The sequence below is a fragment of the Sphingomonas bacterium genome (genome assembly GCF_028289855.1).
Taxonomy (GTDB): Bacteria; Pseudomonadota; Alphaproteobacteria; order Sphingomonadales; family Sphingomonadaceae; genus Sphingomonas.
Genome location: NZ_JAQGKZ010000037.1, coordinates 1 through 18,373 on the forward strand (window position 1 = coordinate 1; position 18,373 = coordinate 18,373).

General features: G+C 66.1%; 21 protein-coding genes. 10 read left to right on the plus strand and 11 right to left on the minus strand.

The window, feature by feature from the left end:
* Together JWM94_RS03155 and JWM94_RS03160 are read left to right on the plus strand one after the other, a co-directional pair.
* The coding region (locus JWM94_RS03155) for an adenylosuccinate synthetase (RefSeq protein WP_299421590.1) at positions 1-566 on the plus strand (566 nt) is incomplete at its 5' end.
* Between the two features lie 67 nt (positions 567-633).
* The gene (locus tag JWM94_RS03160; RefSeq protein ID WP_299421593.1) at positions 634-912 is read left to right on the plus strand and encodes a hypothetical protein; all 279 of its coding nucleotides are present in this window, start codon (positions 634-636) and stop codon (positions 910-912) included.
* Positions 913-1,006: 94 nt separating this feature from the next.
* On the opposite strand, the gene aroC is transcribed toward JWM94_RS03160, so the two are convergent.
* The 9 genes from aroC to JWM94_RS03205 form a co-directional block, all read right to left on the minus strand.
* Positions 1,007-2,074, minus strand: coding sequence for a chorismate synthase (gene aroC, locus JWM94_RS03165; protein ID WP_299421597.1), 1,068 nt, complete (start codon positions 2,072-2,074; stop codon positions 1,007-1,009).
* Entirely contained in the window at positions 2,071-2,316 is a 246-nt protein-coding gene (locus JWM94_RS03170) for a hypothetical protein (RefSeq protein WP_299421601.1), read from the minus strand. Before JWM94_RS03170 ends, aroC begins: the two co-directional genes overlap by 4 nt.
* A gap of 40 nt (positions 2,317-2,356) precedes the next feature.
* Positions 2,357-3,160, minus strand: a complete 804-nt coding sequence (gene fabI / locus JWM94_RS03175) for an enoyl-ACP reductase FabI (RefSeq protein WP_299421604.1) — start codon at positions 3,158-3,160, stop codon at positions 2,357-2,359.
* Positions 3,157-4,098 (minus strand): YihY/virulence factor BrkB family protein, encoded by a 942-nt coding sequence (locus JWM94_RS03180; protein ID WP_299421607.1) that lies wholly within the window; start codon positions 4,096-4,098, stop codon positions 3,157-3,159. Before JWM94_RS03180 ends, fabI begins: the two co-directional genes overlap by 4 nt.
* Before the next feature lie 6 nt (positions 4,099-4,104).
* Positions 4,105-5,025, minus strand: a complete 921-nt coding sequence (locus tag JWM94_RS03185; RefSeq protein WP_299421611.1) for a DnaJ C-terminal domain-containing protein — start codon at positions 5,023-5,025, stop codon at positions 4,105-4,107.
* A 47-nt stretch (positions 5,026-5,072) separates the two neighbouring features.
* Entirely contained in the window at positions 5,073-5,951 is an 879-nt protein-coding gene (locus JWM94_RS03190; protein ID WP_299421615.1) for a transglutaminase family protein, read from the minus strand.
* A 118-nt stretch (positions 5,952-6,069) separates the two neighbouring features.
* A complete protein-coding gene (locus JWM94_RS03195; protein ID WP_299421619.1) occupies positions 6,070-8,550 on the minus strand; it encodes a circularly permuted type 2 ATP-grasp protein in 2,481 nt (826 codons plus the stop codon).
* A gap of 184 nt (positions 8,551-8,734) precedes the next feature.
* A complete protein-coding gene (gene ligD, locus JWM94_RS03200) occupies positions 8,735-11,284 on the minus strand; it encodes a DNA ligase D (protein ID WP_299421623.1) in 2,550 nt (849 codons plus the stop codon).
* Positions 11,284-12,144, minus strand: a complete 861-nt coding sequence (locus JWM94_RS03205) for a Ku protein (RefSeq protein WP_299421626.1) — start codon at positions 12,142-12,144, stop codon at positions 11,284-11,286. The genes ligD and JWM94_RS03205 overlap by 1 nt, the downstream gene beginning before the upstream one ends.
* 86 nt (positions 12,145-12,230) lie before the next feature.
* Between JWM94_RS03205 and pdxH the strand changes: the two genes are divergently transcribed.
* The 5 genes from pdxH (at position 12,231) to JWM94_RS03230 (ending at position 15,292) form a co-directional block, all read left to right on the plus strand.
* Positions 12,231-12,809, plus strand: a complete 579-nt coding sequence (gene pdxH, locus JWM94_RS03210; protein ID WP_299421629.1) for a pyridoxamine 5'-phosphate oxidase — start codon at positions 12,231-12,233, stop codon at positions 12,807-12,809.
* A complete protein-coding gene (locus tag JWM94_RS03215; protein WP_299421634.1) occupies positions 12,806-13,750 on the plus strand; it encodes a cation diffusion facilitator family transporter in 945 nt (314 codons plus the stop codon). Before pdxH ends, JWM94_RS03215 begins: the two co-directional genes overlap by 4 nt.
* Positions 13,747-14,541, plus strand: a complete 795-nt coding sequence (locus tag JWM94_RS03220) for a PhzF family phenazine biosynthesis protein (protein ID WP_299421638.1) — start codon at positions 13,747-13,749, stop codon at positions 14,539-14,541. Before JWM94_RS03215 ends, JWM94_RS03220 begins: the two co-directional genes overlap by 4 nt.
* 73 nt (positions 14,542-14,614) lie before the next feature.
* Positions 14,615-15,022: a thioesterase family protein gene (locus JWM94_RS03225; protein ID WP_299421642.1), complete on the plus strand. Its 408-nt coding sequence runs from the start codon at positions 14,615-14,617 to the stop codon at positions 15,020-15,022.
* A 69-nt stretch (positions 15,023-15,091) separates the two neighbouring features.
* Positions 15,092-15,292: a hypothetical protein gene (locus tag JWM94_RS03230; RefSeq protein WP_299421645.1), complete on the plus strand. Its 201-nt coding sequence runs from the start codon at positions 15,092-15,094 to the stop codon at positions 15,290-15,292.
* 3 nt (positions 15,293-15,295) lie between these two features.
* Here JWM94_RS03230 and mnmA read toward each other — a convergent pair whose 3' ends face one another.
* Entirely contained in the window at positions 15,296-16,420 is a 1,125-nt protein-coding gene (gene mnmA / locus JWM94_RS03235; RefSeq protein ID WP_299421650.1) for a tRNA 2-thiouridine(34) synthase MnmA, read from the minus strand.
* A gap of 135 nt (positions 16,421-16,555) precedes the next feature.
* On the opposite strand from mnmA, the gene JWM94_RS03240 reads away from it, so the two are divergent.
* The 3 genes from JWM94_RS03240 to JWM94_RS03250 all read left to right on the plus strand — a co-directional run bounded on the left by JWM94_RS03240 (position 16,556) and on the right by JWM94_RS03250 (position 17,540).
* Positions 16,556-16,783, plus strand: coding sequence for a hypothetical protein (locus JWM94_RS03240; RefSeq protein ID WP_299421653.1), 228 nt, complete (start codon positions 16,556-16,558; stop codon positions 16,781-16,783).
* 105 nt (positions 16,784-16,888) lie between these two features.
* Positions 16,889-17,188, plus strand: a complete 300-nt coding sequence (locus tag JWM94_RS03245; protein ID WP_146573571.1) for a DUF1153 domain-containing protein — start codon at positions 16,889-16,891, stop codon at positions 17,186-17,188.
* Between the two features lie 100 nt (positions 17,189-17,288).
* Positions 17,289-17,540 carry a GlsB/YeaQ/YmgE family stress response membrane protein gene (locus tag JWM94_RS03250; RefSeq protein ID WP_299421691.1) on the plus strand — a complete coding sequence of 84 codons (252 nt, stop codon included), beginning with the start codon at positions 17,289-17,291 and terminating at the stop codon, positions 17,538-17,540.
* Between the two features lie 56 nt (positions 17,541-17,596).
* On the opposite strand, the gene JWM94_RS03255 is transcribed toward JWM94_RS03250, so the two are convergent.
* Positions 17,597-18,313 carry an SIMPL domain-containing protein gene (locus JWM94_RS03255; protein ID WP_299421657.1) on the minus strand — a complete coding sequence of 239 codons (717 nt, stop codon included), beginning with the start codon at positions 18,311-18,313 and terminating at the stop codon, positions 17,597-17,599.
* Positions 18,314-18,373: the final 60 nt, after the last annotated feature.

The window sequence follows — 18,373 nt, forward strand, 5'->3', positions numbered from 1 at the left end:
CCGTATCGGGCCAGGCGGCGGCCGGCTCCGGCCTTGGCCCGCGCTCGACGGGGTTCGTGCTGGGGATCGTCAAGGCCTACACCACGCGCGTCGGGTCGGGGCCGTTTCCGACCGAGCAGGACAACGAAATCGGCGAGTATCTCGGCACGCGCGGCAAGGAGTTCGGCGTCAACACCGGGCGTAAGCGGCGCTGCGGCTGGTTCGACGCGGTGCTGGTGCGACAATCGGCGGCGGTCAGCGGCATCACCGGGATCGCGCTGACCAAGCTCGACATCCTCGACGGGCTCGATGAGATCAAGATCTGCACCGGCTATCGGCTGGGCGACAAGACGGTCGATTATCTGCCCCCGCATCCGCGCGACCAGATGGCGGTCGAACCGATCTATGAAACGGTGCCCGGGTGGAGCGAGTCTACTGCGGGCGCACGCAGCTGGGCGGAGCTGCCGGCGGCTGCGATCAAATATATCCGCCGGATCGAGGAATTGATCCGATGCCCGGTAGCTTTGGTGTCGACCAGCCCGGAACGCGCCGACACCATCCTGGTGCGCGACCCGTTCGCGGACTGATCGTCGGAAGCGACCCCGGCGGGGTTACTTCTTCTTTTTGTGCTTTTTACCGCTAGCGGTCGCAGCCGTGTCCACGGTTGCGCCGTTGTCGCTGGCCGTCGCCGATGTCGCGCTATTGGCGGTAGCATCCACCGCCGGCGTCGCTGCCGTGGCGTCAGTGCTCGTCGTCGTGCTGGTGTCGGGGGCCGATACCGGGGGTGTCGAGACCGGCGGCACGGTGGCGCTCGGCGTCGATGCCGAAGGGATTGTGGTCTGCGGGGTCGAGACCGACGGCAGCGTCTGCGCCGCAGCAAGGCCCGAAGTGGCGGCGATCAGCGCGCCGGCGAGGATAACCAACTTCATTTGAATTCTCTCCTGTCCAAAAGGGACCGGGAAAGAAAGGCTTGAGAGCGGGTGAAGGGTCCGCACCGCGTCCACGGAATCGAACGATCCGCCGCTAATCAGCCGTTTTGCGCGCGATGGAGCAGTTTCTGGTCGGCGAGCGCCAGCGCGACCATCGCCGCGACCACCGGTGTGCCGCGAATGCCCACGCAGGGGTCGTGGCGGCCCTTGGTGCGGATGTCGGTCGCTTCGCCATCACGCGTGATCGTCTCGACCGGGGTCAGGATCGAACTGGTCGGCTTGAACGCGACACGCACCCGGATCGGCTGGCCGGTCGAAATGCCGCCGGCGATCCCGCCAGCATGGTTGGCGAGGAAAGTCGGGCCGTCGTCACCCGGGCGCATCGCATCGGCGTTTTGCTCGCCGCTCAGCACCGCCGCGCCGAAGCCGTCGCCGATCTCGACCCCCTTGACCGCATTGATCCCCATGCAGGCATGCGCGAGCTCGGCGTCGAGCTTGGCGTAGAGCGGCGCGCCCCAACCCGCCGGAACGCCGGTCACTTCGCACGCAATCACCGCGCCGAGCGACGACCCTGCCTTCCGCGCGTCATCGACCAGCGCTTCCCAGCGCTTGGCGGCATCGGCGTCGGGGCAGAAGAACGGGTTGTTGGCGATTTCCACAGCGTCGAACTTCGCCGGATCGATTGCGTCGCCGCCGATCGCCTCGACCCAGGCGGTGATGGTCACCTCCGGGATCACCAATCGCGCTACCGCTCCCGCCGCGACCCTGCTCGCCGTCTCGCGCGCCGACGACCGCCCGCCGCCGCGATAGTCGCGGAAACCGTATTTGGCGTCATAGGCGTAGTCGGCGTGGCCGGGGCGGTAGGCCGCGGCGACCTCCGAATAATCCTTCGATCGCTGGTCGACATTGTCGATCATCAGCGAAATCGGGGTACCGGTGGTCCGCCCCTCGAACACCCCCGACAGGATTCGCACCTGGTCGGGTTCCTGCCGCTGCGTGGTGAAGCGCGATTGCCCCGGCCGCCGCGCGTCGAGGAACGGCTGGATGTCGGCTTCGCTCAGGCTCAGCCCCGGCGGGCATCCGTCCACAACCGCGCCGATCGCCGGCCCGTGGCTTTCCCCCCAGGTCGTGAAGCGGAAGACGTGTCCGAAAGAATTGTAGCTCACGTCGCCAATCCTTTCGACAGGGCACGATGTACGGCAGCGTAAACGTTATTCACGATCAGCGCGATCACGAGCGGCGCCACGGCAGCGATCGAAATCCGACCTTGCACGTCAGGCGAACGGACTGCGAGCCAAATGGCAATCTCTGAGCCGGCGATGATCGCCCAAAAGCGAACGCCTTCCAAAGCCGCAAACCGTAAACGTCGCAGACGAAAATACTCGCCTAAAAAGAAGAACAGCCCCAACCCGATCGCTACCGCCTGCCCCCAAGCGAACTCGCTTAAACTAGACAAGCGCGATATCCGGGGCGTCCTCGGCCTTCATGCCGATGACATTATAGCCAGCGTCGACATGGTGAATCTCACCGGTCACGCCGCTCGCCAAATCGCTGAGCAGGTACAAGCCCGCACCCCCGACATCCTCGATCGTGACGTTGCGCTTGAGCGGCGAGTTATACTCGTTCCACTTCAGGATCAGGTTGAAATCGCCGATCCCGCGCGCCGCGAGCGTCTGGATCGGTCCGGCGGAGATCGCGTTGACGCGGATATCGTCGCGCCCCAGATCGACCGCCATATATTTGACACTGGTCTCGAGCGCTGCCTTGGCCAGCCCCATGACGTTATAGTGCGGGATGACCTTTTCAGCGCCATAATAGCTGAGCGTCAGCAGCGATCCGCCGTTCGGCATCATCTTCGCCGCGCGCTGCGCGACGGCGACGAACGAATAGACGCTGATGTTCATCGTCATCAGGAAATTGTCGAGCGTGGTGTCGACGAAGCGCCCGCGTAGCTGGGTCTTGTCGGAAAAACCGATCGCGTGAACGACGAAGTCGATCGTCGGCCAATCTTTCGCCAGCTCGGCAAATGTCTGGTCGAGCTTTTCCATGTCCGACACGTCGCAATCGAACAAACGCGCCACGCCCAATTGCTCGGCGAGCGGACGGACGCGCTTCTCCATCGCCTCGCCCTGATAGCTGAACGCCAGTTCCGCACCGGCGTCGCTCAGCTGCTTCGCGATCCCCCACGCCAGGCTCTTGTCGTTGGCGAGACCCATGATCAGCCCGCGCTTGCCTTGCATCAATCCGGTCACGTCGCGGCAGCCTCCGTCTTGGTTCGCGCGTCCTTTACGTCCTCCAGGGGCGTCTCGGCTAGTGCCGCGTTCAAATGCGCGCCGATCGAGATGCCGAAGCCGATGATCCAGAAGAACAACAGGGTGACGATCACCCCGGCGAGACTGCCATAGGTCAGGTCGTAGCCGCCGAGGCTGGTGAGGACGACGGGCAGCAACGCGGTCGCGCTCAGCCACCAGATCGTCGTGAACAACGCGCCCGGCCAGCGCGGACAGCCCTTCACGCGATACTTGCTGGGGGTGACCGACAGGAACAGCATGTAGAGTGCGCCATACATCACGAGCGCAGGGACGATCCGCGACAGCCCGATCCACCCGATAAACTCCTGCGCCCAAGGCGCCAGGCGATAGACGAACTGTTCGACGATGGTCAGCAACCCCTGAATCAGGAAGGCGAGCATCGCGAGCACGACCGAGGCGACGATGACGATCATCGATCCCAGCCGGTAGCGCCAGAACGGCTTGTCGAGCCGGATGCCGTAGGCGCGGCGGAACACGTCGCGGATCGTCTCGATGAAGCTGCCGACGGTCCACAAGGCGACGACGGCGCCGAGGATCAACAGTGTCCCGGTGCGCGCCGCCAGCACGTCGGCGATCGGCTTGCGCAGGATCTCCCCGACGCTCGGCGGCAGCGTGTAGAGGAACGATTCGACCGCGCGCGTGGTCTCACGGCTCTGCCCGATGATCGAGGCGATCGCGGCCGCCAGAATGAAGAACGGGAACACCGTCATCAGCGCCAGATACGCAAGGTTCCCGGCGTACATGAAGCCATTGTCGAAAATGCCGATGACGACGCGTTTGGTGACGATCCAGGCCCGCGTCCAGACCGGCTTGCCCGTCCGCTCGTGATATCCGCGCTCGGCGCGAAGTTCGGGCGACTCGGGGGAGAGATGTGACACCTGGTTTTAGACGCCCATGTTCCCGCGCGGGTTCCGGTCGTTGTCTTTCCACCCCTGAACGAATTCGACCAAGGCGTCGTCGTCGACGGGAAGGTCGACCATCAGCGTGACGAGCTGGTCGCCGCGCGTGCCGCCTTTCTTGTGGAATCCCTTGCCCTTGAGCCGCAGCACCTTGCCCGAGCTCGATCCCTTGGGGATGGTCAGCATCACCGCCTTGTCCGCGGTCGGTACGCGTACGCTGGCGCCGAGCACCGCTTCGGACAGGCTGATCGGCAAGTCGATGCGGATGTCGTCGCCGTCGCGCACGAAGAAACGGTGCGGCTGCACGTCGATCGTGATGATCGCGTCGCCCGCGCCGCCCGGTCCGGGCTGACCCTTGCCGGTGAGGCGCATCTGCGTGCCGCTCTCGACCCCGGCGGGCAGCTTGATGTCGATCGTCTTGCCGTCGGCCAGCGTGACGCGCTGCGGCGCCAGCGTCGCGGCATCGAGGAACGGCACGGTCAGGCGATAGGCGGCGTTGGCGCCCTTGGGCTGCTGGCGCCGCCCGAACCCGCTGGCGAACCCGCCGCCGCGCCCGAACAGTCCGCCCAACAAGTCTTCGAAATCCGCGCCACCGGGTGCGCCACCGCCGAAATTCGCGCCCTGGCCCGGCCGGAACCCGCTTTGCTGCCCGCCGCCGCCATAGCCGAACGGCATTGCCGGGTTGCCGTCGGCATCGATCTCGCCGCGGTCGAACCGCGCGCGCTTGTCCTTATCGGTGAGCAAATCGTACGCCTGTGTCACCTGGCTGAACCGCTCCGACGCTTTGGGATTGTCCTTGTTGCGGTCGGGATGCAGTTCCTTGGCGAGCTTGCGATACGCCTTCTTGATCGCGGCTTCATCCGCGCCGCGCGCGACGCCGAGGGTGGAATAGGGATCAGCTGCCATGTTGCGCCGCTATTTGGGGGATTGCGCGGCGGAGCGCAACGCGGGCGTCAACCGACCGGCGCAACATCCACGCTGACGTCCATCTTCTGCGCGCCCGAGCCGAGCACGATGCCGTCGATCGGCGCGATTTCGGCATAGTCGCGGCCGATCGCCATCACGACATGGTCGCTCGCCATCCAGATGCCGTTGGTCGGGTCGAGCCCGATCCAGCCGCGCGCCGGCCCGCACCACAGCAACACCCAGGCATGCGTCGCATCCGCACCGATCAGGCGTTCCTGCCCCTCGGGCGGGATCGTGCGGATGTATCCGGACACGTACGCCGCGGGGACACCGGCGGCGCGCAGGCCGGTGATCATGATCTGAGTGAGGTCCTGGCACACGCCGCGGCGCTGCAGGAAGGCTTCGCGCGGCGGCGTATCGACCAGCGTCGCGGTGGGATCGAACGCGAAGTCGCGCTGGATGCGCTGCGCGAGCGCGATCCCCGCTTCGAGCACGCCGCGGCCGGGCGACAATTCCTCGGCGCACCACGCCGCGATGTCGGCGTCGAGCGGGATCAGCGGCGAGGGGTAGAGGTACGCGGTCGGGCCGGCGGGGCCGAGGTCGCGGTCGGCGCGCGCGAGCACCGCCACTTCGGCCAGCGTCGGGTCGCTCGCGTCGGGTACCGGGATCAGCCGGTCAACGATCACGCGGCTCGCGCTTTCGATCGTCAGCGTACGGACGCGTTCGCGCACCACAAGCCGCATGACGTTGGCCAGTCCCGCCTCGGCGAGCGCCGGCCGCGTCTCGCCTGCCGGGGTGACTGCCAGCGCATAGCGTTCGACACGCTGCCCCGACCAGAGGATCGGCTTGAGGCGAAGGTTGCACCGCGCGAACGCGACCGGCTGGCCATAGTCGAACCGGGTGACGTGGCGGATGTCGTAGATCATCTTTGTTCCCCTCCCTGCAAGGGAGGGGTTAGGGGTGGGTGCGAGCGAAGCGAGCTCCACGGGCCGACCCACCCCCAGCCCCTCCCTTGTCCAGGGAGGGGAGTCTTCAAGCAATTAATCACGCCAATGTAAGCCCGCCGGCCCTGAGCGGTTCCGCGCCCTGCAGAAAATAACGCCGCGCGATCGCTTCGGACAGGCGGACCAATTGCCGTTCGGCCTCGGTCAATTGCTCGTCGTCGAGGCTCGCGGCGTTGGTCGCCGCGAGTAGCGCCTTGAGCGCCAGCGCCTCGGCTTGCTGGTCCTCAGGCAGACCGTCGTCGTGGAGCACCGGGAGCTGGTCGAGGTGCGCCGCGATGCAATCGACCTGATAGGCGAGGCTGCGCGGATTGCCCGGGTCAAGCGCGACGAGATCGACGACCGGCACGCGGGCGATCCCGGTCAAATAGCGCTGGCGATACGAAATCTGGCTGTCGGCGAGGTCGAGCAAGGTCGACAGATCGTCGCTGGTCGCGCCCGCCAGCCCGAACGTGCGGACCAGCCGCGTGACAGCGATGCCGCGCTCGACCCGGCGGCCGAGGTCGTGGAAGCGCCACGACGCGGTGCGGCCCATATGCTCCGCGGCGAGGCCCGACAGTGCGGCGTAGCGGCGCTGGAGCGAACCGGCGCGGTCGAGCATGCTGCCCTTGTTGGGGTGCGGCGCGTCGAGCAAGCGGCAGACGTCGGCGGACAGACGGTCGCGCGACACCCCGGCGATGTTGCGCGCGAGACGGTTGATCGCCGGGATGTTGTGCCAGCCTTCCGCGGCATCGAGCGCGGTACGCGCCAACTGGACGAGATCGGGGCGCTTCAACCGTTCGGGCTTCGCCGCCGCACCGCCCGCGACCACCAGACCCGCCATCCGCCCGACCGTGTCGTGATCGAGCGCCGCGCCGGCATCGGCGTCGATCGAATTGCCGAGCATCACGCGGACGATCGTCAGCAGCGCCTCGCCGCGTTCGAGGTACCGGCCGAGCCAATAGAAATTGTCCGCGACGCGGCTAGGCAAGGTGCCGGGGTTGCGGCGGATCTGGGTGGTGTCGGTCGCGGGCAACAGCGATTCGTGCGCGACCGGGTTGGGGCTGTGCACTGCGACATCGGCCGACCACAGCCCATCGCGCATCACCGCGGCGCGGATATCGGCATGCTCGCCGATCCGCGCGAAGCCGCCCGGTAATATTGTCCAGTCACCATCAGGTCCGCGCGCCGCGAACACGCGCAGCGTGAATGGCCGCGCGACCAGCTCGCTGTCGGCGACCACTGGCATCGTCGACAGCCGCACCATTTCCTGCGCGACATAATCCTGCGGGCGGCGGGCCATGTCGGCGAGCAATGCGGCACGCTGATCGGGCGAGAGGTCGGCGCCCTGCACCGCGCCATCGGGCAGGCCGAGCGGCATGACGCCGAACGCTGGCGCAATGCGCAACTCGCCGAGCCTCTTCTCGACCACGACGCGCGCCGCATCCTCGCCGCACCACCACGTCGCGATATTGGGCAGCAGCAACTTCTCACCGAATACGCGCTTCGCCAGCACGGGCAGGAATGCTTGCATCGCCGGCGCTTCGAGCACCCCCGCCCCCGGCGCATTGGAGATAAGCACGTTATGCGCGGCGAACGCGTCGATCAGCCCGGCGACGCCGATCTGCGAATGCGAATCGAAAGCCAGCGGGTCTAGCAGCCGCGGGTCGGCGCGCTGCCATAGCGCATCGACGCGCTTGAGCCCCGCGATCGTGCGGACGTACAGCCGGTCCTCGGTCACCGCGAGGTCGGCACCCTCGACCAGCAGGAAGCCGAGATAGCGCGCGAGATGAGCCTGTTCGGCATAGCTCGCGTTCCAGCGCCCCGGCGTGAGCAGCCCGATGCGCGGCTCGACACGCTTGCACAAAGCCGCGAGCCCGTCGCGGAACGCCGCGAAGAACGGCGCGTGGCGCAGGATGTTGAGCCGCCCCTGCAACCCGCCGAGCGTCCGCGAGGTCGCGAGCCGGTTTTCGAGCGCATAGCCCGCCCCCGCCGGCGTACGGACGTGATCGGCGAGCACGCGCCATTCGCCGTCGGGGCCGCGGCCGAGGTCGAACGCGACGAACTGAAGTTGATAGCCGCCGGGTACGGTCAGCCCGACCATCGGCCGCAGGAACAATGGGCTGCCGTTGACCAACGCCGCCGGGATCGCGCCGTCGGCGACCAGCTTGCCCTCGCCGTACAAATCGGCGAGCAACGCTTCGTGCAGCCTGGCGCGCTGCGCCGCGCCCGCCGCGATTTGCTGCCATTCCTCCTCGGCGATCAGCAGCGGGACGGGCGAGACCGGCCATGGCCGCTCATCGCTGTCGCCCGCGACGCGGAAGCCCGTCCCGATGTCCTCGGCATGGCGCTGGACGCGGCTGCGCGCGTGGCCGAGATCGTCGCCCGCGGCGACCGCGAGTTCCTCGAACGCCGCTTCCCACGCCGCGACGTCGCCGCTCGCGACTACATCGCCCGCCCCGGCGCGGCCGCGATAGTCGGCGAGCCAGCGCGCGGCGTGCGCACTGGCATCGAACAATCCTTCGCTGATCGCGCGGCTGGCCACGTAAAGGCCTCCAAAGTCCCCTGCAGCCACCCGACCATAAACCATGCTGCGTGGCAACATGGAATGGGCGCGGCGCCCACTAACCCCAGACCGTCATGCCGGACTTGATCCGGCATCCATCGGGCAGCGAGCGCTGGGCCAGTGGAGAGATGGACCCCGGATCAAGTCCGGGGTGACGGATTTCTTATAGGTCCGGGAGTGTCTGCCGCGCCACGCCCCAGCCGGCGAGGCTCTTACCCGACGCCCGTTCCAAAAGCTCGTCCTGATCGCCGACATGCCATTTCGCCGCGGTGTCGAGGTCTTCGAGCTCGGCCCAGGTCACCGGCACCGCGACCGGCGCGCCGCTCCGCGCCCGCGCGGTGTACGGCATCACCGCGGTCGATCCGCGCTGGTTGCGCAACCAGTCGAGGAAGATTTTCCCCTTGCGCTTGGCCTTGGACATCGTCGCGACGAAGCGGTCGGGCTCGGCCTGCGCCAGCGCGCGGCTGAAGCGGTCGGCGAAGTCCTTGACCGCGGGCCATTCGGCCTCGGGCGTCAGCGGCACGACGACGTGAACGCCCTTGCCCCCCGACAGCAAGGCGAAGCTCACCAGCCCGATCTCGGCGAGATGTCCCTTCAGATCGACTGCGGCTTTCTTGACCGCGTCGAACCCCAGCCCCTCGTCGGGGTCGAGGTCGAACACCAGCCGGTCGGGCTTTTCGACATCGCCGACCGACGACCCCCAGCCATGGAATTCGATCGTCCCCATCTGGACGCAGGTCAGCATGCCGTCGGCATCATCGACGTAGAGATACGGCTCGACCGACCCGTCCTTCTCCCTGATCGGGACGTGCTTGACGTGGTCGCCGAACGATCCGGCGTCGTGCTTCTGGAAGAAACAATGCTTGCCGCGTCCTTGCGGGCAGCGGACCAGGCTGATCGGGCGGTTGGCGATCCATTGCAGCGCGACAGGCGCCATCGCGTCGTAAAACGCAGCAAGGTCGCCCTTGGTTACGTCGGAATCGGGAAAGATCAGCCGGTCCGGATTAGTGATGGTGACGCTCGACGTGCGTTTCGGCGTCGTCTTGGGTTTTTCCTCAACCACCTCGTCCGCTTTCTTGTCGCCGCGCAGCCCCAGAAAGCTCGAATGCCGCAGAACGCCGTCGGGCGTCACCTCGGCGAAAGCGATCTCGGCGATCAGCTTTGGCCCCACCCAATGCGCGCCACGCGTCGCCGCGCGGGGCGCCTCGACCGTCGGCGTCTTGCGCTCGAGCTTGTCGAACTGCCCGCGCAGATCGTTCATCAAATCTTGGGTGAACCCCGTTCCGACCTTGCCCGCATAGCGCAGCTTGCCATCCTCGTTCACCCCGAGCAGGAGCGCCCGAAACCCGCGCGACTTGTCGCTCTCGGTCCAGCCGACGATGACGAACTCCTGGCGATGGAGGCACTTGATCTTGAGCCAGTTCTGCGTGCGTTTGCCGGCGTAAGCCGCGTCGGCGCGCTTCGAGACGATGCCTTCGTATCCCTCGCGGCACATGGTCTGAAACAGCTTTTCGCCCTCGCCGACGATATGCTCGGCGAATTGCAGCCGGTTATCGGCACCGTCGAACAACGGGCGCAGGCGTTCCTTGCGCTGGACGTTGGGCAGCTTGTCGAGCTTCTCGCCGTCGAGTTCGAGCAAGTCGAACGCGAACAACGTCATCTCGCCGTTGTTCGATATCGCGTCCTTGAGCGTCGAGAAATCGGGCTTGCCGTCCTTGAATGCGACGATCTCGCCATCGATCAGCGCCGATCCGACTGGCAGGTTTGCCGCCGCTTCCGCGATGCCGGGGAATTTGTCGCTCCAGTCGAGTCCGCTGCGGGTGAACACCTTCGCCTTCCCGCCGCCCACCGCAATCAGCGCGCGGTAGCCGTCATATTTGACTTCGTGGATCCAGCCCGAGCCGGTCGGGACGCTATCGACCAGCGTGCAGAGTTGCGGTTCGCGGAAGGCGGGAAGTTTCTGTGCCTTCTTACCGTCATCCCCGCGAAAGCGGGGACCCAGCTTCTGCGGTTTCGACTCACTATTACCGTCGTGATTTTGGATCGCAGAGGAGCTGGGTCCCCGCTTTCGCGGGAATGACGATGGCTTAGCGGCGGCGTTACGCAATTTCTTCCAGCTTGCCAGCTCCTTCGCCGTCGTCTCCGCGGCAATCGCCTGCATCGTCCGCCCGGTCTTGACGCTGGTCACCGCGCCCTCGACGAGATCGTCCGACCCGCCGGCGAACTCATCCTCGATCTTGCGCAGCAACCAGTTGGTGTGCCGCTCCTTGCCGCGCGGCTTCAATCGGATCAGCAGCCATTCGCCCTTCATCCGCTCGCCGTTCAGGATGAAGTGGAGATGCCCGTCCTTCAAATCCTTGGCCGACTTGCCGGGGATCGGCGCCCAGGTGCCGTCGTCCCACAGCATCACCGTGCCGCCGCCATATTCGCCCGCCGGGATCGTCCCCTCGAAGTCCGAATAGCTGAGCGGATGATCCTCGGTCTGCACCGCGAGGCGCTTGTCGTCGGGGTTCAGGCTGGGACCGCGCGTCACCGCCCAGCTCTTCATCACGCCATCGACCTCTAATCGCAAATCCCAGTGCAGCCGCGTCGCGTCGTGCTTCTGCACCATGAAGCGGTTGCCGTGCCCCGGCGCGAGCGTGCCCTTGGGCTCGGCGGTCTTGGTGAAGTCGCGCTTGGCGTTGTAGGTCGAAAGAGGGTCGCGCTCCGCCATCAGGCGCGCTTCCTCGCCGGCGCCTTTTTGGCAGGTGCCTTCTTCGCCGGCGCCGCTTTCGCCACTGGCTTCTCGATCGATTTCTTGAGCGCGGCCATCAGGTCGACGACGTTCGATCCCGACCGGCCGCCGCCGCCGTCATCCTTGTCCTCGATGATCTTGCGGTTCGATTTGGACTTCTTCTTGCGCTCGATCAGATCCTTGAGCGCATCGACATAGCGGTCGTGGAATTTGGACGGATCGAAATCGGATGTCTTCTTGTCGATCAGCGTGGTCGCGAGGTCGAGCAGATCGGGGTCGGGCTTGTCGTCGGGGATATCGCGGAAATAGCCTTGCGCCTTGTTGACCTCGTCGGCGTAGCGCAGCGTTTCGAGGACCATGCCGCGCCCGCACGGCTTCAGGCTAACGACATATTCGCGCCCGCGCATCGCGAGTTGGCCGAGCCCGACCTTCTTCGACTGGCGCAGCGCCTCGCGCAGCACGATGAAGGCTTCCTCGGCCAGATCGTCGGCGGGCACGACGAAATAGGGCCGCTCATAATAAAGCACGTCGATCTCGCTTGCATCGACGAACTGGGTCAGCTCGAGCGTCTTCTTCGATTCGAGCTTCACCGCGTCGATTTCGTCCTGGCCGAGCAGCACGTAATCGCCCTTGTCGATCTCATAGCCCTTGACGATGTCGTCGGTGTCGATCGCGCCGATCCCCGGCACGACCTTTTCGTATTTGACGCGCTTGCCCGATGGTTCGTGGACTTGATGGAACGCAATCTGCGCGCCCGATTTGGTCGCGGAGTAGATTTCCACCGGAATCGAAACCAGCGCCAACCTGATCTGTCCCTGCCAATAGGCGCGCGCGGCCATACGTGGTCCTTTTCGTTGCGAAGCCGATTCAACCCAGACCCGCCAGAGTCGTTCCCCTTCCCCATTTGGTGCGTTAAGGGCCGCGCATGGCCGACGATCCCTTTGCCCTGTTCGATGCGTGGTTCGCCGAGGCGCGCACCAGCGAGCCGAACGACTCCAACGCAATGGCGCTGGCAACGGCGGATGCGGTCGGGCGGCCATCGGTGCGGATGGTGCTGCTCAAGGGGCACGGGCCCGACGGCTTCGTCTTCTACACCAATCGCGACAGCCGCAAGGCGGGGGACATGGCGGCGAATCCCCACGCCGCATTGCTGTTTCACTGGAAGTCGCTGCGCCGCCAAGTGCGCATCGAAGGGCAGCTCAGCCTCGCCACCGATCAGGAATCGGACGCCTATTTTGCCAGCCGAAGCCGCGATTCTCAGCTCGGCGCCTGGGCTTCCGACCAGTCGCGCCCGCTCGCCGATCGCGCGACGTTCGAGGCGCGCTTCGACGAGATGACCGAGCGGTTCGCGGGTCGGGATGTCCCACGTCCGCCGCATTGGGGCGGCTATCGCCTGACTCCCGACCATATCGAATTCTGGCAGGACCGCGCGCATCGCTTGCACGAGCGCCGGGTGTTCGATCGTGCTAATGGCGGCTGGACCGAGGGACTCCTCTACCCATGACCGAAGACCAACGCCGCGCCATCCCGTTCGCCGTGCGCGCCGCGCTCGCCAGCGTCGCGATGGCGTGCGCGCTGATCGCGCTCAAATCCTATGCCGCGTGGAGCACCGGGTCGGTCGCGATGCTCGGCAGCCTCGCCGATTCAGGGCTCGACCTGCTGGCGAGCCTAGTCACGCTGTACGGCGTGCGACTGGCGGCCGAGCCTGCCGATCACGACCACCGCTTCGGGCACGGCAAGGCGGAGGCACTTGCGGCGCTGTTCCAGGTGGCGTTGATCGCGGTGTCCGCCGCCGGGATCGCCTGGCGCGCGATTTTGCGCTTCTCGGACGCGACGCCGACCACGGACGGGGAGTTCGGCGTAGGCGTGTCGCTGATTGCGATCGCTGCGACCTTTATTCTGCTCGCTTACCAGCGCCGCGTGATCCGCCGCACCGGATCGGTCGCGATCATGGCGGACAACGTCCACTACCAGTCCGATTTGTTCCTCAACCTGTCGGTGATCGCCGCGATCGTGCTCGACCAATATTTCGGGTTCCGCGGCGCCGACCCGGTGTTCGGCATCCTGATCGCCGCTTGGCTCGCCTGGGGCGCGTTCCAGGCATCGTCGAACGCGATCGACCAGTTGATGGACAAGGAATGGCCCGAGGAACAGCGCACGCGTTTCCTCGACGTCGCGGCGCGCCACCCCGAATTGAAGGGGATCCACGATTTCCGCACGCGCCGCGCGGGCACGCACGATTTCGCGCAGTTCCACATGTACGTCGCCCCCGACATGTCGGTGCGCGAGGCGCACGACGTGGTCGAGGCGGTCGAGAATAATCTGCGCAAGGCGTTCCCTAGGGTCGAGGTGCTGATCCATCTCGACCCCGACGGGCATGTCGACACCGACAATCCGCTGATCGAGGCCGATGTGACGCCGCACTGGTTCGGCAAGCGCGTATGAGGCTGCCGATCACACAGATCGATGCGTTCGCGACGAAGGCTTTCGAGGGCAACCCGGCGGCGGTGATGCCGCTGGCTGACTGGCTCGACGATGCGACGTTGCTGGCGATCGCCGCCGAGAACAATCTGTCGGAAACCGCGTTCATCGTCGCGAGCAGCGACGGCGAGGCCGATTTCGACCTGCGCTGGTTCACCCCTACCGCTGAGGTCGTGCTGTGCGGGCACGCGACGCTGGCGAGCGGGCATTTCGTGCTGTCGTCGTCGCCCGACAAGGACCGCGTACGGTTCCGCACACGCAAGGCCGGGATGCTCGAGGTCGCGCGTGCCGGGGCGGGATATGAACTCGCGCTGCCCGCCTGGGGTCCATCGCCCAAGCCGCTCCCGGCGATCGTCGCCGCACTGGGGCTGGAGGGCACGCCTGAGACGCTGTGGCACCAGCACCGCTACGGGCTGATCGTGCTCGACACCGCCGATCAGGTCCGCGCGCTCGACCCCGATTTCCGCGCGCTCGCGCGCGAAGGCGATGTGCTGACCATCGTGACCGCGCCGGGCGACGATACCGATATCATCAGCCGCGTATTCGCGTGCGGCGCCGGGATCGACGAGGATCCGGTAACGGGCTCCGCCCACGCGGTGATGGTGCCCTATTGGGCGACGCGGCTCGGGCGCGACAGCTTCACCGCGTATCAGGCGAGCCAGCGCGGCGGGCATTTGACCTGCACGCTGGCCGGGAACCTCGTCCTGCTCGGCGGCAATTGCGTCACCGTGATGGAGGGCAGTTTCCTGCTTTGACGGCCATGCCGTAGCGTCCGCGCGTCTCCACGAAAAACTGGCGTAAAATCAGCGATTTTGCTATGGTCGCCGCGTGACCGACCACGCCATCCCGCACAGCTTCCCGATCCCGATCGATCCGGCCGACATCGATTTCATGGGGCATGTCAACAATGCGTCGTACCTCAAATGGGTGCAGGACGCGGTGCTGAGCCACTGGCGCAAGATCGCCCCGGCCGATGCCGTCGCAAGCTTGCTGTGGGTCGCGCTCAAGCACGAGATCACCTATCGCAAGCCGACCTTCCTCAACGACGAAGTGATCGCTACCGTCCTGCTTGAGAAGGTCCAAGGCGCGCGCGCTTTCTATCAGACGATCATCCGGCGCGGCGAAGATGTGCTTGCTGAGGTGCAGTCCAGCTGGTGTTGCATCGACGCGCAGACGTTGCGCCCCGCGCGGTTGGCGTCGAGCGTGATCGAGAAGTTCTTCCCGAAAGCCGACTGATCGGCGACCTTTATCTGCATCAGTACGAAAACAGACGGTTCGCAGCCGGAACGATGCTAAGCGCACCGCATGACTGATGCCCCGCAACGCCAGTTATCGACCGTCGAGCGCGCGTATCAACTCGCGCGCTCGGGCACCTGCCGTAGCGTCGAGGACATCCGCCGCCAGTTGACGATCGAGCGGTACGAGTCGGTCCAGGCGCATCTGAGCGGCGCGTCGATCAAGCGTGACCTGATCGCCTTGTGCAAGGCAGCCGCCGCCGCGCGCTGAGCATCAGGCCGCGAGCGTGCCTTTCGCCGCGTGCGTTTGCTCGATCCACCCGCCGCCGAGCACGCGGTCGCCGGCGTAGAGCACCGCCGCCTGGCCGGGCGACACGCCATATTCGGGGTCGCCGAACACGATGCAGTCGTCCGTCAGCCGCGCCGGAACCGGCTTGGCGAGGCTGCGCACCTTGGCGGTGAGAGCGCCATCGGTCGGGCCGAGCCGGTTTATGTCGCTTAACTGCGCAGACGATACCGCCAGCGCCTGCCGTGGACCGACGATAACACGGCGCTGCGCGGGGTCGAGCCGGACGACGTAGAGCGGTTTGGGGCTACCGCCGATCTCGAGGCCTCGCCGCTGGCCGACGGTGAAGTGGATCAACCCGCGATGCTCGCCGAGCTTGCGCCCCGCCAGATCGACGATGTCGCCGCCGGCTTCGGCCTCGGGGCGCAGTTTCCTGACCAGGCTGGCATAATCGCCGTCGGGGACGAAGCAGATGTCCTGGCTGTCGGGCTTGGCCGCGACCCCCAGCCCGAGCTCGGCGGCGAGTTCGCGCACGCGCGATTTGGGCAGCCCGCCCAACGGGAAGCGCAGATAATCGAGCTGCTCCTGCGTCGTCGCGAACAGGAAATAGCTCTGGTCGCGCGCCGGATCGGCGGCGCGGTGAAGCTCTGCGCCCTGCGCGCCCTCGACTCGGCGGACGTAATGTCCGGTCGCCAGGCAATCGGCGCCGAGGGCGCGCGCCAGCTTGAACAGATCGGTGAACTTGGGACCCATATTGCAGCGGACGCACGGGATCGGGGTGCGGCCCGCGACATACTCATCGGCGAACTGGTCGATCACCGTTTCGCGAAACGCGCTTTCGTGGTCGTGGACGTAATGCGCGATGCCCAGCCGGTCGCACACCGCGCGCGCGTCGCGGATGTCGCGCCCGGCGCAGCAAGAGCCCGCGCGGCCGATCGCCTCACCATGATCGTAGAGCTGGAGTGTGATGCCGATCGTCTCCGCCCCGGTGCGCGCGGCGAGCGCGGCGACGACCGACGAATCGACCCCGCCCGACATGGCGACGACGATCCGCTTGCCCGACAGATCGGGCCCCAACTGAAAATCCGCTTCGGTCACGATGCGGTGCGACATAAGCGCGCCGGCGCAGCTTGGCCAGCTTTGCACCTTTCGGATGAGCAAATGCGAACAGACCGTAACGCGCGTCTTTACCGACCCTTAGCTTGATGCGGGTACATGGTGAGTCTGTTTGGCAAAGACGAGTGACGCGTGGACCTGAGCTATCTCCGATTCGAGCACGATGCGTCGGTGGCGGTGTTGCCGCCGGACCTGGCGGTGCTGCTGGTCGGGATCGCTGCGCGTCAGTCGGTGTCGCCGACGGCGATGATGCAGATGCGGTTCGCGCCGACGGTGCTGGCCGATCTGCCGTTCCGGCCACGCTCGGGCGCGTTCGATGCGCGCCAAGCCGTGCGGATCGAGCGGTGGAGGCAAGAATGAAGGGCCCGTTTACCTAGCCGCTTCAATGGATGTTCAAGTCCGACCGCTAATGGTCGTTATTGTTAGAGAGTTTTTGGGGTCCCCCCGACCCAGTCGAGGTAGCGAATGATCGAGAACCAGAAAATAAGGCCGGCAAAAGTAATCGGCCCGCTCGGCGAGCCGCTGACGCTCGACACGCTGCCCCCGCCGGAAACGACGCGGTGGGTGGTGCGACGCAAGGCCGAAGTGGTCGCGGCGGTGAATGGCGGCCTCCTGTCGGTCGACGAGGTGTGTGACCGCTACAGTTTGACCGTTGAGGAATTCGCCGGCTGGCAGCGCGCGATCGACCGGTCGGGCATGCCCGGGCTGCGCGTGACTCGCATCCAGCACTACAAGAGCCTGTACGAGCGCCAGCAGAAGTACTGAACGCGGCGGTCAATTCGCTTGCGGAACAAAGCCCGCAGCGTAAACGTCATACTCCTGAGCCCGGCATAAGCGGGCGCGTAAACAGGAGGTCGCAATGCTTATCAATATAATCGTCTGGCTGGTCGTGGGCGGCGTCGCCGGATGGCTCGCGAGCCTGGTCATGGCCCGCGACGGCCAGCAGGGCATCTTGCTCAACGTCGTTGTCGGCATCGTCGGCGCGGTCATCGCCGGCTGGTTGTTCGGTGCGGGGATCAACGACGCTATTACCGTGATGACGTTCGTGTATTCGGTGATCGGCGCGATCATTCTGCTGGCGATCATCAACCTGATCAATCGCGGCCGCGTCCGCTAAATAGGCCTCGGCAAAACGAAAGGGCCGTTCCCGCAAGGGAGTGGCCCTTTTTCGTGTCACTTGAGCAGGAAGCGGACCGAGACGGTGACGGTCACGTCTGTTTCGCCCGGCGAGATCGAGGTGGGCACAGCCTGCAGCTTGTCGCGAGCCATATAGGCGATCGGCATTGGCGAGCCGGCGACGTCCCCACCTTCGCTGATCGTCAGGATGCGGACCACATTCAGCCCCGCCGCCTTGGCGTAGAGTTCGGCGCGCGCTCGTGCGCGCTTGACCGCGTCGACCCGTGCCTCGTCGAACGCGGCATCGGGCTGGTCGAGCGACAGGTTCGGACCATCGATCTGGTTGGCCCCCTGCGCGACCAAGGCATCCAGGATTGCGCCGGACTTGGCGACATCGCGGAAACGCACCGACACGGTGTTCGACGCCTGATAGCCGGTGATGACCGGCGGCTTATCGTTCTCGTATCGATATTGCGGCTGGAGCGAGACGTTCGACGTCGCAATGTCGCGCGGCTGCACCCCAGCAGTCTTCAGAGCGGCGAGGACACCTGCCATGCGCCGGGCGTTATCGGCCAGCGCCTGCGCGGCGGTCGCGCTTTGCGTTACGACACCGGCCCGGATCGTCGCGATATCGGGGACGCGCGTGGTCTTGCCGGTCGCGCTGACGTCGAGGATCGTGCCGTCGAGCACGATGGCGGGGGCTGCCTGCGCCGTCGCGGGAGCGGCGGCGATCGACGACAGGGTCAGGACGGCGGCGGTAGCGAACAGGCGCATCATATTCTCCAGGTGTACGAAACTCTCCACCCGCGCTGTTGCACGCGGCTGGCTACGCAC